This window comes from Bacillus sp. WP8 (assembly GCF_000800825.1).
Taxonomy (GTDB): Bacteria; Bacillota; Bacilli; order Bacillales; family Bacillaceae; genus Bacillus; species Bacillus safensis.
Genome location: NZ_CP010075.1, coordinates 2,927,398 through 2,944,268, shown reverse-complemented (window position 1 = coordinate 2,944,268; position 16,871 = coordinate 2,927,398). Strand labels below are relative to the sequence as shown.

Annotated in this window: 19 protein-coding genes; 12 read left to right on the top strand and 7 right to left on the bottom strand. The window is 42.6% G+C overall.

The window, feature by feature from the left end:
• Positions 1-112: 112 nt before the first annotated feature.
• Positions 113-280 carry a YvzF family protein gene (locus QR42_RS19155; protein WP_003213147.1) on the top strand — a complete coding sequence of 56 codons (168 nt, stop codon included), beginning with the start codon at positions 113-115 and terminating at the stop codon, positions 278-280.
• 89 nt (positions 281-369) lie between these two features.
• Complete coding sequence (gene fumC, locus QR42_RS14955; protein ID WP_024423418.1) at positions 370-1,764, top strand: class II fumarate hydratase; 1,395 nt, start codon at positions 370-372, stop codon at positions 1,762-1,764.
• 48 nt (positions 1,765-1,812) lie between these two features.
• Here the strand turns inward: fumC and QR42_RS14950 are convergent, their stop codons facing one another.
• A complete protein-coding gene (locus QR42_RS14950) occupies positions 1,813-2,691 on the bottom strand; it encodes a TetR/AcrR family transcriptional regulator (protein WP_039181310.1) in 879 nt (292 codons plus the stop codon).
• A gap of 192 nt (positions 2,692-2,883) precedes the next feature.
• On the opposite strand from QR42_RS14950, the gene spxO reads away from it, so the two are divergent.
• Complete coding sequence (gene spxO / locus QR42_RS19495) at positions 2,884-3,048, top strand: anti-adapter protein SpxO (protein ID WP_003212782.1); 165 nt, start codon at positions 2,884-2,886, stop codon at positions 3,046-3,048.
• Between the two features lie 20 nt (positions 3,049-3,068).
• Here the strand turns inward: spxO and QR42_RS14945 are convergent, their stop codons facing one another.
• Positions 3,069-4,400 carry a HAMP domain-containing sensor histidine kinase gene (locus QR42_RS14945; protein WP_039181308.1) on the bottom strand — a complete coding sequence of 444 codons (1,332 nt, stop codon included), beginning with the start codon at positions 4,398-4,400 and terminating at the stop codon, positions 3,069-3,071.
• Positions 4,397-5,074 carry a response regulator transcription factor gene (locus QR42_RS14940; protein WP_039181305.1) on the bottom strand — a complete coding sequence of 226 codons (678 nt, stop codon included), beginning with the start codon at positions 5,072-5,074 and terminating at the stop codon, positions 4,397-4,399. The genes QR42_RS14945 and QR42_RS14940 overlap by 4 nt, the downstream gene beginning before the upstream one ends.
• Before the next feature lie 327 nt (positions 5,075-5,401).
• Here QR42_RS14940 and QR42_RS14935 point away from each other — a divergent pair, with 327 nt between their 5' ends.
• Positions 5,402-6,808: a S1C family serine protease gene (locus tag QR42_RS14935; protein ID WP_039181302.1), complete on the top strand. Its 1,407-nt coding sequence runs from the start codon at positions 5,402-5,404 to the stop codon at positions 6,806-6,808.
• A gap of 47 nt (positions 6,809-6,855) precedes the next feature.
• On the opposite strand, the gene QR42_RS14930 is transcribed toward QR42_RS14935, so the two are convergent.
• Positions 6,856-7,698: an oxidoreductase gene (locus QR42_RS14930; protein WP_212042556.1), complete on the bottom strand. Its 843-nt coding sequence runs from the start codon at positions 7,696-7,698 to the stop codon at positions 6,856-6,858.
• A 113-nt stretch (positions 7,699-7,811) separates the two neighbouring features.
• Here QR42_RS14930 and QR42_RS14925 point away from each other — a divergent pair, with 113 nt between their 5' ends.
• The 3 genes from QR42_RS14925 to QR42_RS14915 all read left to right on the top strand — a co-directional run bounded on the left by QR42_RS14925 (position 7,812) and on the right by QR42_RS14915 (position 9,558).
• The gene (locus QR42_RS14925) at positions 7,812-8,258 is read left to right on the top strand and encodes a YusW family protein (RefSeq protein WP_180272447.1); all 447 of its coding nucleotides are present in this window, start codon (positions 7,812-7,814) and stop codon (positions 8,256-8,258) included.
• Positions 8,259-8,404: 146 nt separating this feature from the next.
• Entirely contained in the window at positions 8,405-9,235 is an 831-nt protein-coding gene (locus QR42_RS14920; protein WP_008347057.1) for an ABC transporter ATP-binding protein, read from the top strand.
• Positions 9,236-9,306: 71 nt separating this feature from the next.
• Complete coding sequence (locus QR42_RS14915) at positions 9,307-9,558, top strand: YusU family protein (RefSeq protein ID WP_039181295.1); 252 nt, start codon at positions 9,307-9,309, stop codon at positions 9,556-9,558.
• A 33-nt stretch (positions 9,559-9,591) separates the two neighbouring features.
• On the opposite strand, the gene QR42_RS14910 is transcribed toward QR42_RS14915, so the two are convergent.
• The 3 genes from QR42_RS14910 to QR42_RS19150 are packed head-to-tail and all read right to left on the bottom strand — an operon-like array spanning position 9,592 to position 10,366.
• The gene (locus QR42_RS14910; protein ID WP_039181293.1) at positions 9,592-9,939 is read right to left on the bottom strand and encodes a spore coat protein; all 348 of its coding nucleotides are present in this window, start codon (positions 9,937-9,939) and stop codon (positions 9,592-9,594) included.
• A gap of 11 nt (positions 9,940-9,950) precedes the next feature.
• Positions 9,951-10,202 (bottom strand): hypothetical protein, encoded by a 252-nt coding sequence (locus tag QR42_RS14905; protein WP_047202428.1) that lies wholly within the window; start codon positions 10,200-10,202, stop codon positions 9,951-9,953.
• A gap of 26 nt (positions 10,203-10,228) precedes the next feature.
• The gene (locus QR42_RS19150) at positions 10,229-10,366 is read right to left on the bottom strand and encodes a YuzL family protein (protein WP_003212904.1); all 138 of its coding nucleotides are present in this window, start codon (positions 10,364-10,366) and stop codon (positions 10,229-10,231) included.
• Positions 10,367-10,565: 199 nt separating this feature from the next.
• Between QR42_RS19150 and QR42_RS14900 the strand changes: the two genes are divergently transcribed.
• From QR42_RS14900 to gcvH, 5 genes are all read left to right on the top strand, one after another.
• Complete coding sequence (locus tag QR42_RS14900; RefSeq protein WP_039181292.1) at positions 10,566-12,953, top strand: 3-hydroxyacyl-CoA dehydrogenase/enoyl-CoA hydratase family protein; 2,388 nt, start codon at positions 10,566-10,568, stop codon at positions 12,951-12,953.
• Between the two features lie 12 nt (positions 12,954-12,965).
• Positions 12,966-14,141, top strand: a complete 1,176-nt coding sequence (locus tag QR42_RS14895) for an acetyl-CoA C-acetyltransferase (RefSeq protein ID WP_039181290.1) — start codon at positions 12,966-12,968, stop codon at positions 14,139-14,141.
• A gap of 14 nt (positions 14,142-14,155) precedes the next feature.
• Positions 14,156-15,937 carry an acyl-CoA dehydrogenase family protein gene (locus QR42_RS14890; RefSeq protein ID WP_039181287.1) on the top strand — a complete coding sequence of 594 codons (1,782 nt, stop codon included), beginning with the start codon at positions 14,156-14,158 and terminating at the stop codon, positions 15,935-15,937.
• Positions 15,938-16,048: 111 nt separating this feature from the next.
• On the top strand, positions 16,049-16,405 hold the full coding sequence (locus QR42_RS14885; protein WP_024423406.1) for an arsenate reductase family protein: 357 nt from the start codon (positions 16,049-16,051) through the stop codon (positions 16,403-16,405).
• Between the two features lie 66 nt (positions 16,406-16,471).
• The gene (gene gcvH, locus QR42_RS14880; RefSeq protein ID WP_008347039.1) at positions 16,472-16,855 is read left to right on the top strand and encodes a glycine cleavage system protein GcvH; all 384 of its coding nucleotides are present in this window, start codon (positions 16,472-16,474) and stop codon (positions 16,853-16,855) included.
• Positions 16,856-16,871 lie beyond the last annotated feature (16 nt).

The window sequence follows — 16,871 nt, the reverse complement described above, 5'->3', positions numbered from 1 at the left end:
TCGGATCACCCGCCTCAAATCTTTTTCTTAGCATTACCTGCTTGAAAAAACAATATTCTGTGTTACATTATTTTGTGGTAAAAGAAAGAATGAGGGTTTTGGAGGAAACAAGATGGCACAGATTCGTTTAGCAGGAACAAAAGAGGAGATCGACCGTATTCTACAGTCGTTTGACAAGCATTATGAGGTGACATATACATCAAAGGACTACGGAAAAACGAACCCAAAATACAAATATTCGAAGGATGTTCGCGTTTATATTGAACTAAAATTAAAATAAAGATAAAATTTTAATTGAAAACGCTTAAAGGATTTTCGTTTTTTGTATAGAATAGAGTTGAGTGATGAGAAGCTATGGAGGGATACATAATGACGGAATTTAGAATCGAAAAAGATACAATGGGCGAAATCAAAGTGCCGAAGGACAAGTTCTGGGGTGCACAAACACAACGAAGCAAAGAAAATTTCAAAATCGGTTCTGAGAAAATGCCAAAGGAAGTTGTGAATGCGTTTGCAATTTTGAAACGTAGCACAGCGATTGCCAACGAGCGTCTTGGCAACCTTGAAAGCGAAAAAGCAGAAGCAATTGCTGCTGTATGTGATGACATCATCAGCGGAAAGTATGACGAGCATTTCCCGCTTGTTGTTTGGCAGACAGGTAGTGGAACACAAAGTAACATGAACATGAACGAAGTCGTTGCAAATAGAGCAACTGCTTATTTGAAAGATAAAAATAGTGAGTTCAGCATTCACCCGAATGATGACGTTAACCGCAGCCAAAGCTCAAACGATACATTCCCAACGGCTATGCACGTGGCAGCTGTTTTAGCTGTGTACAAAAAGTTGCTGCCTGCTATTGACCAGTTAAGAACAACTCTTGATGAGAAAGCAAAAGCGTATCAAGAGATTGTGAAAATCGGCCGTACGCACTTGCAGGATGCAACACCGCTGACAGTTGGTCAAGAAATTAGCGGCTGGGTATACATGCTGGACCGTTCAAAAGAAATGATTCTAGAATCAACTGAAAAAATGAGAGAATTAGCCATTGGCGGAACTGCTGTTGGTACAGGCATTAACGCACATCCTGAGTTCGGTCAATATGTTGCTGAGGAAATCAGCCAGCTGACAGGTCAAACATTCAATTCTTCACCAAACAAATTCCATGCGCTGACAAGCCATGATGAAATTACGTATGCGCATGGTGCCTTAAAAGCACTTGCAGCTGATTTAATGAAAATTGCCAATGATGTGAGATGGCTTGCAAGTGGCCCACGCTGTGGAATTGGCGAATTGATCATTCCTGAAAATGAGCCGGGAAGCTCTATTATGCCAGGAAAAGTCAACCCAACTCAAAGTGAAGCTTTAACTATGATTGCAGCACAAATCATGGGGAATGATGCCACAATCGGTTTTGCGGCAAGCCAAGGAAACTTTGAGCTGAACGTATTCAAGCCAGTCATCATTTATAACTTCCTGCAATCAGTTGAACTACTTGCTGACGGCATGAACTCATTCCATGACAAGTGTGCAGTTGGAATCGAACCAAACCTAGAAACAATTGAGAAAAACTTGAACAATTCATTGATGCTTGTGACGGCACTTAACCCGCACATCGGATATGAAAATGCAGCGAAAATTGCGAAGCTTGCTCACAAAGAAGGATTAACACTTAAAGAAGCAGCACTTCAATTAGAGCTGCTAACAGAGGAGCAGTTCGAGCAATTTGTGAAACCAGAAGAAATGGTGACACCGAAAGCAAAATAAGAAACCAGGGGCGGCTGCCCCTGGTTTTTTTCATTAAAAGTGATGTGTTTACAAATGATCCTCTTTCAAAATACGCAAAAGTGACTCAGAGTTGGTTTGAAGCGGTGCGTATAATTTTAATTGGTACAGCATGCCTTTCACGATGACTTGTCTTGGTTTTTGTTTGTTTAATTCATTTTCTAGTATGCCAAGCGCTTCAAATAATTCAGGTTCGTTCTTCACTTCATATTGTGATTCAGCAATCTCTCTTAATTCCTTTAAAAGAGATTCTGTGAGCGGATCGAATGACCGTTCATAAATCGGGCCAAACCAATCGCTCGCTTGATCTACAGAAATGAGAGGAAGGTCATTTCGCTTCATCATACCGCCCATCAAATCATCGATACGATGAATCATGGTTGTGGCAAGTTCTTCTGCTTCCAGCTGAAAATCATATAAAATCGCCAGCTCGAAATAAACGTGGCTCATGCCCTCAATCGTCAAACATAAATCAGCCATATAAGGAATTGCAGCATCTCCATATACTTGTTTAATGTTATCAATGTGAAGCTGGATGGTCGCAAGCCTAATTTGTTTTGCGAGCTGCTGCGTTTCTTCATTCAGTGGAAGCGCCCTGTCGCTCAGCTGCATTTTAATAAAATCCTTTTGCTGCAAAATATTATCGTAATAGACAGTGAGCTGTTTTCGGTAGGCTTCTTTTGGTGTGCCGCCCTCTGTTTGAACCTCATGAATCCGGGTAAATACCTTATCGTAATAGTAATGAAGGATCGAAATGAGCAATGCTTCCTTTGATTTAAAATAAAGATAAAAAGCACCCTTTGACATGTGGCATTCATCCGCAATTTCCTGAACAGACGTTGTGTTGTAGCCTTTGCTGGCAAATAATTTCATGCCAGCCTCAATGATCATTTTTTCTTTCTTTTTCAATATGAATGTCATCCTTTCTTACCGAGAGACAAATGTCTTAGGAAACGTGCGCAAAGAGATATGACTTATCGGTCATAAACGACGAAAGTTTTCAAAAATTAATCAGATTGTAACTTGTTTTTTACAGTGTAATTCTTTATATTATAAAGTAAGGTGACCAACTGGTCAAAATATGTGAAAGGATGATGTTCCATGAGAGAAATTGATGATATGATTAGACGCTTGCGAACAAAAGGGATTCAAGTAGAAAAAGTCAAAATGCCGAAAGAGACAACAATTGAAAAGAAATGGATGTATCAAGCTGGCAAAAAGATCAAAGCCACATACCGTGATTTCAATGGGTATTCATTCATCTAAAAAAGACTGCGGTCAAAAACCTACAGTCTCTTCTTTGGAACTATGATTGTATAACGTACACCTAGATCATCATTTTCAATAGATATGGACGCTTGATGCATTGAAAGGATTCTTTTGACAATGCTTAATCCAATACCGAATTCGCCCTTTTTTCCCTTACTAAAAGGTTCGTATAGGTTGGACAGCATATGTTCTTCAATTGGAGGACCGTCATTTCGAATAACAATGCGGATTTGATCCTCTTCCTGTTTCATCTGAATATCAATCTTACTTTTTGCGTAGCGAAGTTGATTTTCTAGTACATTCTCAAATAATTTGCTCCATTGTTCTGGATCGCCTTCAAGAGCAGCCTCATCATCTAAGTCCACGTTCCACTGCAATTCATTTTTCGACCAGCGTATTCGGTCGACCACTTCTAGCATCGTATTACTGATTAGGAAGGAAGAATGTGCGGGATGTTGTTTTGATAAATAATCAAGCTTTGTTAAGTACAGCAGATCCTTGATTTTCTTCTCAAGCTTTTCCGCTTCACCTTCAATGACTTCCACCGTTTGTTCAAGATCTCCCTTAGGAAAAATACCATCTTTAATGGACTGCGTGTAGCCGCGGATGACCATGACAGGTGTTTTTAAGTCATGTGAAATATTCTGCAAAAGTGTCCGTTCTGTTTCATCCTTTTGAATGAGTTTTTGTCTCATTTCTTCAATGGTATGACCAAGCTTGCCAATTTCATCTTGCCGGTCAACGATGACAGGATCGTCCCAGTCCTCTTGTGCAATCCGTTTGACGTGTTTTTCAAACGCAACGATTGGTCGGGATAAATAGCGGGCAAGCCAAATCGATGGAATCCAGCTTAGTAAAATAACGGTGCCTAAGATAAAGATCAGCTGTTTAAACAGCGTAAAGGACAGGTCGTCTCGATAAGAATCTGGTGCATAGGATAGAAGAATATATGGTGTATTGCCTGATGATACCTTTTTGATGACAAAAAAGATATGCTGGCCGTTCACCTCTTCAGAATACCGTTTCGTTGCGCTTTTTTGTTTTTTCACAAACGATTGGATTTTCTCAATAAAGGCATGCGGAAAAAACTGCGCCATTTGATCTAATTCATTTGACGGAATCAAAATGTGCTGCACGGAGCGGTTTTCCGGTGTCGACTTTGGCGAGCCGTCTCGGTTTAATGGATATTCTGTCAGCACTTGCTGTTCATTTTCAATATTTTTATAAATTTCATTTGTGAAGAAGTCACGTAATGTATTAGAAAATAGAATGATCAGGACAATGGAAATGGTGAGCAAAATGCCAGAGATCACAACCCAAATTTGAAAAGCGAGCGGTTTGTTCTTCATCCTTTTAGCATCCTATAACCGAATCCATAGATGGTCTCGACCTTTAAGTCGGGCATTTTTTTGCGCAGCCGTCTAACAAGGTCATCGACTACACGATCTGTCCCGAAGTAATCGTGTCCCCAAATTTTGACGAGGATATCTTCACGAGAAAAAGCATGTCCTTGGTGATGTGTAAATAAAAGCAGCAAGTCAAATTCCTTAGAAGTTAAGGTAATGAGCTGACCCTCTTCATACACCTCTCTTACATCCTCATGAATGACATAAGAAGAAACGGTTGTGACGCTTTGCTGCTGCGGAGTATCATTGTTTTTATACACAAGCTCCAGCAGCTTTTGTACCCGAATGATCAGCTCACGCGGAAGAAACGGCTTCGCAATATAATCACTGCTTCCCAGCTCTAAGCCGAGGACACGGTCGATATCGGCATCACGTGCTGAAATGAAAATGACCGGTACGTCAGGTGATGCGGCTTTGATTTCTTTAATGAGGGTGTAGCCGTCTGTATCAGGCAGCATGATATCTAAAATCCATAGATGAGGCGGCTTGTTCATTGCCTCGCGTGCCGCTTCTCCGGTTAAAAAAGAGGAGACATTCCAATCCTCACTCTCTAAATATTTGGTTAACAGTTCATTTAAGTTTTGTTCATCTTCAACTAAATAAATGGTGTACGACAAAGTCTTCCACATCCTCTCAACGTCATTATAACGGGATACAAAGGCGGCATGTCAACAATCACACGCTTTTTTCACAATTTCACATATTCTTCTCATCATTATCCCATAATGTTTGATTATGATAAGGTCAAGGGAAAAAAGGGCATAGACAAAAGGCGGATGAATAGGTGCTTTTCATCAATGTGCGCACCTTGCTTTTTTTCTATGAATAAGTATTATATAATTTGACATATTGCCATAAAGTATTTTTCAATGATCTTTCCATTAAGAGGACATGAGTCCTATCTAGACATATGAAATGAAACATGATGTAAAGGAGTGCAAGCGATGGATTTCCGAAGAGAAGATGAAGAGAATAAGATGAATCATCCAGAAAACACGAATCAAGACAATGAAATGAACCATCAAGAAGATACCCATCAAGAGAAGGAGAAACAAATAGACGCACCAGAAAAAGAGAAGGAACTCGTTTTACACCAGCATGAAATCGAAGCATCTGCCGCGCAGGAGAGTGTGACGAATCATTCTCCTCAAATGGTGGATGACCGTGCGTCAAAAAAGGAGAAAAAGCGGAAGGCGGCATGGCTCAGCCCGATTCTTGGAGGAATTATTGGCGGGGGTCTTGTACTTGGCATTACACCGCTTTTGCCGCAGTCACAGGATACAGCTGCCAACACGCAAACGCAGACCGCATCAAGTGAGCCGGCAGCCTCAGATAATTTCTCGACAAAACAAATCACCAATGCGACAAATGTTGCTGATATGGTAGAAGATTTAGAGCCCACCATTGTAGGGGTCTCAAACTATCAATCTACACAAAATTCATTTGGCCTGAGCGGTGATCAAACAGAAGCTGAAGCTGGAACAGGCTCTGGTGTCATTTTCAAAAAAGATGGTAAAAAAGCGTACATTATTACAAATAACCACGTTGTCGAAGGGGCCAATAAATTAAAGGTCACACTATACGATGGTAAAACAAAAGATGCAAAGCTTGTCGGCAGTGATGTCATGACAGATTTAGCCGTTGTTGAAATCAATGCAGACGGCATTGATAAAGTGGCAAGCTTTGGTGATTCTTCTAAGCTTCGTGCTGGAGATAAAGTTATTGCCATTGGGAATCCGCTCGGTGCACAATTTTCAGGTACTGTGACAGAAGGAATCATTAGTGGTCTTGATCGTACCGTAGAAGCAAATACGTCATCTGGTACAGTGGAGATGAATGTACTGCAAACAGATGCAGCCATTAACCCAGGAAACAGCGGGGGGCCACTGATCAATACAGATGGTCAAGTCATTGGTATTAACAGCTTGAAAATCAGCGAAAGCGGTGTGGAATCACTCGGATTTGCGATCCCAAGTAACGATGTCAAACCGATTGTAGATGAGCTGTTGAAAAATGGAAAAGTTGAACGTCCATACCTTGGCGTACAAATGATTGACCTTGAGCAAGTGCCTGAGACGTATCAGGAAAATACGCTCGGCTTATTTGATAAACAAATCGGCAAAGGCATTTACGTAAAGGATGTTTCAAAAGGTTCACCTGCGCAAAAAGCAGGCTTGAAATCTGGAGATGTCATCATCAAGTTCAAAGGGAAAGACGTAGTGAACAGCTCTCAGCTGAAAGAAATTCTTTACAAAGAAACAAAAGTCGGCGATAAAACCACAATGACTGTCATCCGTGAAGGAAAGAACAAAAATTTAGATATTACCCTTGGACAGTCAGAGAGCGAATAAATGAAAAAAACAGGTGGAGGTCAACATATCCACCTGTTTTTTTGTGCTTATTTTTTTGAAGAGAGTGTACGCAGTATGAGGTGTTCCCACATGTTCCACGGCAGAAGCTGTTTTGCTGTGAATGAAAGTCGTACGCCTTTTCCAACAAGATATCTCAGCCGTTTCAGCCGCTTTTTCTCTGCTAACCGAACAACAAGCGCTGCCACTTCACGAGGATCTCCATAGTTGGATTTCTGGGCATCAATATGGGCCATCATCTTTTGATAGAGTTTTATGTATTTCGATCCCTCTGCTGGCCGAATCATTTGCTCGTTCATGGAGGTATTCCAAATATTTGTTTGGAAAGAGCCCGGCTCAATTAAGGCCGCCTGGATACCGAACGAAGCTAGTTCAATCCGTAAGCTTTCTGTATAGCCTTCCAACGCAAACTTAGACGATACATATGGAGAAAGTGCAGGCATTCCCATTAATCCGCTGATACTGCTCATATTGAAAATCTTTGCGCCGCTCGTCATAAACGGCAGGACTGCTTGGGTCATTTCCATCACACCGAAGACATTCACTTCAAATTGCTGGCGGTACGTGTCAACAGGAATCTCTTCCGCAAAACCAGCAAAGGCTGTTCCCGCATTGTTCACAAGCAGGGTAATAGGTGCGTAGGCATGAAGTTTCTTCTGAAATGCTTGGATCGACTGCGTATCCGTCACATCTAACGCTTCAATATGTATCATGCCGGATAAAGAGGCTTGCTCGATTTCTTCAGCGAGCTTTTTTGCATTGGTTTCCTGTCTGACGCCGGCAATCACTGTATAGCCCTGCTTGGCGAGACGTATCGTGATGAGCTTGCCAAAGCCGCTATTGGCACCAGTTACAATGGCTGTTTTTTTCATCATCCGGTTCTCCTTTTTGTTTAAATTTATCATAGTGAGATGTTTTATTGAATAACAAAAAGGAGCCTGGAGAAGAATAAAAAGCGATGCTATGAAATAGGAGGAAACACATGATGTGTTGGAAGAAGGCGGGACAAATAGGAGTGCTGCTCTTTATGCTGTCCGGCTGTCAATCAATTGAACCATTACAACAAACACATGAAGCAGAGGCAGAAAGTCTGTCAGCTGTTCAAATGAAGGAACTGCCATTTCAGCATCTGCATCTGCATGTACAATATGGACAGAAAAACGAATTATACGAAGCGACCTACCGTCAGGCAAGAGGCAAAGAGGAGGCAATTATTCGTGATCATATGAATGGGGTCCGCTATGAAGGGGAAGAAGCCTTGCGCGAGATGAAGATGAAGCTGAATGATATGTCGATTCCTAGTGCAAAGATCAATGAAGCGTATGTAAATGAACTATTAGCTGCTTTTAATTTAGATGATGATTATCAGCGGATTCAGATCGATCTGAAGCTCGAGGATGGGACCAAACGGACATTCCAAAGGAAGAAATAAACGAGACTTTCTCATTTTTTAATTGAAAATGATTTTCAAGATCACTTAAATCTGATACACTAAATTGAGATAAGTGATCTTTTACGTCTGTACATAGACGATATTTCATATAAAAATTTGGATGAGAAAAGGAGCGTTTGAGCGGAATGAGTGCCATTTCTACTGAAGGTTTAAGCTTAGGCTACGGAGAAACAATGATCATCGATGAACTAAATGTATCAATCCCTAAGGGTGAAATCACAGTATTTATTGGCAGTAATGGATGCGGTAAATCCACGCTACTTCGCTCTTTGGCGCGTCTTATGAAGCCAATGGGTGGTTCTGTCCTGCTTGAAGGTCATTCCATTGCAAAATTACCAACAAAAGAAGTAGCGAAACAGCTCGCTATTCTTCCACAAGGACCAGAAGCGCCAGAAGGATTAACTGTGCATCAGTTAGTGAAGCAAGGAAGATATCCTTATCAAAATTGGCTGAAGCAGTGGTCGAAGCAAGATGAAGAAGCAGTGAATCGCGCATTGAAGTCAACAAAGATGGAAGACCTTGCTGATCGGACCGTTGATTCATTATCAGGTGGACAAAGGCAGCGTGCATGGATTGCGATGACGCTGGCCCAAGAGACCGATATTATTTTGTTAGATGAGCCGACGACATATTTAGACATGACGCATCAAATCGAAATTTTGGACCTTCTGTTTGATTTAAATGAGAAAGAGCAGCGCACGATTGTGATGGTTCTTCATGATCTCAATCTCGCATGCAGATATGCTCATCATCTTGTCGCGATTAAAGACAAGTCAATTTATGCAGAAGGCAGACCAGAAACAGTGATTAATTGTGATCTCGTGAAAAATGTCTTTGATATGAATTGCCAAGTGACAACAGATCCTCTATTTGGAACACCATTATGTATTCCGCACGGTAGAGGACGCTGTATTGTGCAGCAAGCGCAAGCTGAAACATTTCTTGCTGCAAGATAATCGTATGTCAAAAGCCTGACATCTGTGTCTCACAGAGTCAGGCTTTTTTCTGAAAAAGGAGCGGAATATCAATGGGAAATGAATTAGATGAAAAGCTGGAAGGCTTGCTTGATAAATATACAGAGCTGCTGCTCGGTGAATCAACAGACGAGCTGAAACAAGATGTGAAACAATGGGTGATCTACTCTCATATTGCCAAAAGCATGCCGCCGCTAGCAAAGCATTTCAATGAAACGTATCCGGAAGCAAAAGAAGAAATCAAAGAAACAATTCAACGAATCAAACAGTTGAACGAAGCTCATCGCGCCAATAAAGACCGTTAAAAAACTGCCAGCATCAGACTGGCAGTTTTTTTCTTATGACATTTGTGATGATCCGTACGGAGATTGATCTGTCAGTGTTTGCTGGAATTTCTGGTGTGTCTGCTGGAGCTTTTGCTGATCAGCCGCTTCAACAGAATACCAGCCATATCGGAACATGACATCATATAAATGTCTTTGTGTTTTCTGTGTTTCCAGCGCAATTCGCTGAATATCCTGGTAAAGAGATTCATGACTGAATTCATTGAGCGCTGTGTTGTATCCACTTGTCATGTATTTTTCAGTAGACAAGAGATCTGTAACGAAATCACGATCGTTCATGTTTGTAGTTGTGGGAACCGGGGTTTGTGGATTCCCGATTTTTTGTTGGTTTTGCTGTTCCATGTTTTTTCCTCCTATTGCATAAAGCCAGTAGACTGGCCTTGCCCTGAGCTGCCTAAATGCTGAAGAATTTGTGTGTAATGCTGATGATGCATTTGGCCAACTTGATTTAATTCTTGTTTCAATGTTTGATCCTGGCAATGCTCGGCCATAAAATGAGCCTTTTTCATGGCGATCAAGTTCCAGTTGAGCATATCCTCTAAGTACAAGGAATCCTTCACTGAAATGACTTCTGGGGGCATATTCATTGGCTGATTGTTCAACATGTGTTCCTCCTTACGATTTTGTTTCCTTACTGATTCTTTTTATATTGCTGATTTTGACTGGTTTTTTTCCCGCCTAGGTCTGCTTCCTGTGATGGACCTGCGTTTCCTTTTACACTTGCAGCACTTACGCCTGCTTTCGATGGGTTTTTCTTCAAACGAGACATGTGGACATCACCTCCATTCTTACAATTCCCTTTGATCTTTAATTCATACACCGCAAAATAAGGCACATGAGAATGTGTAAATTTTTGAAATCCGCTATTGAACTGTTTCGGAAAATCTTTTAAGATAAAGAAAGAGGCATTGCTTTTTTTTGGACAAAAAATGAATGACTGTTCATTCAAAATGTTTAGGGGGATATTTATGGGCAAACATATTCGCAAGGCGGCTGTCATTGGTTCAGGTGTCATGGGATCAGGCATTGCTGCGCATCTAGCCAATATCGGGATACCAGTAACACTGCTAGATATTGTGCCAAATGAACTGACAAAGGAAGAAACGGCGAAAAAGAGAACGCTTGATCACCCTAGTGTTCGGAATCGATTAAGTCAAGAAGCGATGAAAAAATTGTTAAAGCAAAAGCCAGCACCTCTTACTTCAGCAAAAAACCTATCATACATCACACCGGGAAATCTCACAGACCACCTTTCCTTATTACACGATGCTGACTGGATCATTGAAGTCGTCACTGAAAAGCTCAGCATAAAACAACACGTATTCTCTCTCATCGACGAACACCGCAAAGAAGGAAGCATCGTTTCGAGCAATACATCTGGTATTTCGGTTGAAAAAATGGCAGAAGGGCGATCAGATGATTTTAAACGCCACTTTTTAGGCACACATTTTTTTAACCCAGCTCGTTATTTAAAGCTCTTAGAAATCATTCCTATTCAGGAAACCGATCCAGAAGTACTTTCATTTATGAAAACATTTGGCGAGGATGTACTCGGCAAAGGTGTGGTTGAAGCTAAAGACACACCGAACTTTATTGCAAACCGCATTGGCACGTATGGGCTTCTTGTCACAGTGCGTGAAATGCTTGAGAACAAATACACCATTGGAGAAGTGGATTCTGTCACAGGACCTCTCATTGGAAGACCGAAAAGTGCGACCTTCCGTACACTCGATGTAGTGGGGCTTGACACATTTTCTCATGTGGCACGAAACGTCTATGAACAGGTAGAAGGAAAGGAAAAAGAGATTTTCCAGCTGCCTGAGTTTATTGAAAGAATGCTCGAAAAAGGATGGATTGGCAGCAAGGCAGGACAAGGATTTTATCAAAAAAATGGCAAGGTTATTTTAGAGCTTGATCCAGTGACGCTCACATATGGTGAACGCACAAAGCTAAAAGATCCAGGCATTGAAATGGCGAAACAGCAAAAGGGTGCAAAAGCAAAGTTGAAAGCGCTTATTTATCAAGATGGCCGTGCAGGGCAATTGCTTTGGAACATGACAGCGCCCGTACTTCTTTATTCAGCGCATCTAAAAGGCGAAATTGCGGATGATATTCAGTCCATCGATAACGCAATGAAATGGGGATTCGGCTGGCAGCACGGCCCATTTGAGCTGTGGGATGCAATAGGCGTCAAAAAAGCCGCCGAGCGCATGGAAGCAGAAGGCCACAGCATCCCAGCATGGGTGCAAGACATGCTGTCAAAAGGACACGACACATTCTATCAAGAGAATGCTGATGGAGAGCGTGCGTTTTATCAGGATGGGGCTTACGTACAGGAAAAAGGGAACGACAAACATATTTCTTTAGCTAGATTGAAAAAGAAACAGGACGTCATCTTCAAAAATTCTGGTGCGAGCTTGATTGATATTGGTGATGATGTCGCCTTGCTCGAATTTCACTCTAAAAGCAATGCCATTGGACTAGATGTCATCGATATGATCAATCGCGCTGTTGATGAGACGGAAAAGAATTACAAAGGGCTTGTCATCGGAAACCAAGGGAAGAACTTCTGTGTTGGCGCCAACCTTGCCCTAATTTTAATGGAAGCACAGGACGACAATTTCTTTGAAATTGACTTTGTGATCAGGCGCTTCCAGCAGGCGATGATGAAGGTGAAATATAGCGACCGCCCAGTCGTAGCCGCACCGTTTGGGATGACATTAGGAGGCGGTACGGAGGTTTGTCTGCCGGCAGCGGCTATACAGGCGTCCAGCGAAACTTACATGGGACTTGTGGAAGCGGGAGTTGGACTGATCCCAGGGGGCGGTGGAAATAAAGAATTATATATTCGTCACCTGCAAGGAGCAGCGAAGCCGTCGCAGACGGCTATACAGGATGCCACGCTGAAAACATTTGAAACAATTGCAATGGCAAAAGTATCAACTTCAGCTGAGGAAGCGCGGGATATGAACATGCTCCGCGTGAGCGACCGGATTAGTATGAACGGAGATCACCTGATCTATGATGCAAAACAACTGGTGCTCTCTCTTGATGAAGCCGGTTATCGCGCGCCGCTCAAGCAAAAGGTGCCGGTCATGGGAGAAACAGGCTATGCAGCGATGATTTTGGCTGCTGAAAATATGAGACTGTCAGGATACATTTCAGAGCATGACATGACCATTGTAAAAAAATTAGCTCATGTCATTTCCGGCGGGAAACTGCCATTTGGAACAGAGGTAGAGGAGCAATACTTATTAGAGCTTGAAAGAGAAGCCTTTTTAAGTCTTGTAGGAGAAGTGAAATCACAGGCACGTATGCAGCACATGCTCGTCAAAGGAAAACCTTTACGTAACTAAGGGGGAGTCAAAATGAGAGAAGCAGTCATTGTCGCTGGCGCAAGAACACCAGTAGGGAAGGCGAAAAAGGGATCATTAAAACATGTCCGGCCTGATGATATGGGCGCATTATGTGTAAAAGAAACGTTAAAGCGTGCCGGTGAATACGACGGTCAAATAGATGATTTGATCATCGGCTGTGCAACGCCAGAAGCAGAGCAGGGGTTAAATGTAGCCCGAAATATTGGAGCACTAGCGGGACTGCCTTATACGGTACCTGCCATCACCATAAACCGCTACTGCTCGTCTGGTCTTCAGTCTATCGCTTATGCGGGTGAACGAATTATGCTCGGTCAGGCAGACACGATTTTAGCCGGAGGAGTCGAATCGATGTCGCAGGTGCCGATGATGGGGCATTCCATTCGTCCGAATGCTCTCTTGGCAGAGCAAGCACCTGAATACTACATGAGCATGGGGCACACGGCAGAGCAAGTGGCGCAAAAGTATCAGGTCACACGTCAAGATCAGGACGCCTTTGCGGTGAGGAGTCATCAAAAGGCAGCAAAGGCACTTCAAGAAGGGAAGTTTTCTGATGAAATTGTGCCCGTTGATGTAACAGACCGGCGGGTAGGAGAGCAATATCAATTGGAAGAGCATCAATTCACGTTCTCACAGGATGAAGGTGTGAGAGCAGGCACAACGGAAGAGATTCTTTCCACTTTGCGTCCAGCCTTTTCGACAAAAGGTACGGTGACCGCAGGGAACTCGTCTCAAACAAGTGACGGGGCTGCGTGTGTGATGATGATGGACCGCGAGAAAGCATCCTCACTTTCTCTTCAGCCGCTCGCTAAATTCAGAGCATTTGCTGTTGGCGGTGTACCGCCTGAGGTGATGGGAATCGGTCCGGTTGAAGCCATACCGCGTGCGCTGAAAATCGCTGGACTTGAGCTGAAGGATATTGGTCTGTTTGAATTAAACGAAGCGTTTGCCTCTCAGGCAATTCAAGTCATTCGCCATTTAGGAATTGATGAAGAAAAAGTGAATGTCAACGGCGGGGCAATTGCGCTTGGACATCCGCTCGGCTGTACAGGAACGAAACTAACGCTGTCACTTATTCATGAAATGAAACGGCGAAACGAGCAATTTGGCATTGTCACAATGTGTATCGGCGGGGGCATGGGAGCAGCAGGCATTTTTGAATTGATCTAAAGGGGGAAATCAGGATGAAAGCATTGGAAGATGTAAAAAAGGGTGGAAGCTTTTTAATTGATGAGACGAATTATGAGCATATCTTTACACCGGAGGATTTCTCTGATGAACATCAAATGATTGGAAAGACAACAGAGGATTATATTTTACAAGATGTGGTTCCGCATATAGATCAAATTGAAAACCATGAGTTCGAGCATTCGGTCAGGCTTCTCAAAAAGGCTGGTGAGCTTGGCCTTCTAGGAGCCGATGTACCTGAAGAATTCGGCGGGCTTGGATTGGATAAAATCAGTTCAGCAATCATTACTGAAAAATTCGCTAGAGCAGGCAGTTTCTCACTTTCCTATGGCGCTCATGTCGGTATTGGTTCTCTGCCGATCGTGCTCTTCGGAAATCAAGCGCAAAAGGAAACGTACCTGCCAGGACTCGCCTCTGGTGAAACCATTGCGGCGTACGCACTCACTGAGCCAGGATCAGGCTCTGACGCTCTTGGAGCAAAAACAACTGCGGTTCTGAATGAAGCAGGTACCCATTATGTCCTCAATGGAGAAAAGCAGTGGATCACAAACTCCGCATTTGCCGATGTCTTTGTTGTGTATGCGAAGATTGATGGTGAACACTTCTCTGCTTTTATTGTCGAAAAGGATTTTCCAGGTGTCAAAACGGGACCTGAAGAGAAAAAGATGGGCATTAAAGGATCATCGACGAGAACATTAATTCTTGAAGATGCCCAAGTACCGAAGGAGAATTTGCTTGGTGAAGCCGGCAGAGGACATGTGATTGCCTTTAACATTTTAAATATCGGACGCTATAAGCTGGCAGTTGGCACAATCGGTGCATCAAAGCGCGTCATTCAATTGTCGGCAGAATATGCGAACCAGCGTAAGCAGTTCAAAACACCAATTTCTCAATTCAGCTTAATTGGTGAAAAAGCAGCCAATATGTCAGCAAAGCTCTATGCGATGGAAAGTGCTGTTTACCGTACGGTTGGATTATTTGAACAGCGGATGGGTCTATTAAGTGACGAAGAGCAAAAAGACGGCAAACAAATTGCTCAATCCATTGCGGAATATGCGATTGAATGTTCTCTCTGTAAAGTCCTTGGCTCTGAAACGTTAGATTATATTGTGGATGAAGGCGTGCAGATTCACGGCGGATATGGATTCATGCAAGAATACGAGGTCGAAAGAGCCTATCGCGACTCACGAATTAACCGGATTTTTGAAGGGACAAACGAAATCAACCGTTTGCTTGTACCAGGTACATTCTTGAAGAAAGCGATGAAAGGAGAGCTTCCGCTGCTTCAAAAAGCGCAGACCTTACAGGAAGAGCTAATGATGATGATGCCGGAAGAGCCAGGCGATCAGCCGCTCGATCAAGAAAAATATTTGCTCGCCCATGCGAAAAAAGTCGCTTTAATGGTGGCTGGTATGGCAGCCATGAAATACGGGAAAGCCTTAGACAAAGAGCAAGAAATTCTTGTGAACATAGCCGATATCGTCAATGAAATTTTTGCTGCTGAATCAGCAATTTTGCGTACGGAAAAGGCAATCGCTGCATCAGGCGCAGAAAAGAACGCTCAAAAGCTGGCTTACACACAAATTTTCACGCAGGAGGCTTTCTTAAAGATTGAAGCCCATGCAAAAGAATCCTTGATTGCGATGGAGGAAGGAGATTCACTCCGCATGAGCCTGTCAGCCCTTCGCAAGCTGACAAGATTTACTCCAATCAATGTCATCGCCAAAAAGCGTGAAGTGGCAAAACGAATCTTTGAAGCAGAGAAATATATCGTATAAGGATGGCTTAAAAGGTGCGGATATCACTCCGCACCTTTTTGTAAGCATACATTTAGGTTTTTAAAATATTTTGTGATAAAATGTTGTCACAATTTGCAGGAGGTGAAAATGGTGGCTTTAGATTTTTACGAATACCCATCTTGCGGTACATGCCGAAAAGCAAAAAAGTGGCTGGAAGCACACAATAAAGACATCAACAGCATACATATCGTCGAAGAGACGCCGGATAAAGAAACATTAAAAGCCCTTTACGAAAAAAGCGGTTTAGAGCTGAAGAAATTCTTTAATACAAGCGGACAAAAATACCGGGAGCTGCAGCTGAAAGATCAACTTCCTGCAATGTCAGAGGACGAGCAGCTAGAATTACTCGCGTCTAACGGAATGCTGATCAAGCGCCCGATTACAACAGACGGTAAACGAGTAACAGTTGGATTTAACGAAGATACATTTAAAAGCGTCTGGAAATGATGTAACTTTCATTCAGATTGTGGTATCTTCAATATAGATTGTAAGAAAAGACTGGAGGGGTATTGAATGAGCACACCAAAAGATTTACGTTATTCAGAAGAACATGAATGGGTCAAAGTAGAAGGAGATAAGGTGCGTATCGGTATTACGCATTTTGCTCAATCTGAGCTGGGCGATATCGTGTTCGTTGAGCTTCCTGAAGTAGGAGACAAAATCACAGCGGACGAGCCTTTCGGAAGTGTAGAATCAGTGAAAACAGTTTCTGAACTTTATGCACCGATCAATGGCACAATCGTCGAAGTGAACGATGAGCTGGATGACAGCCCAGAATTCGTCAACGACTCTCCTTATGAAAAAGCATGGATGATCGTTGTAGAACCAGCTGATGCATCTGAAATCGAGAACTTAATGACTGCTGAGCAATATGAAGAAATGACAAAAGAAGACTAATTCATGTGAAATTGGA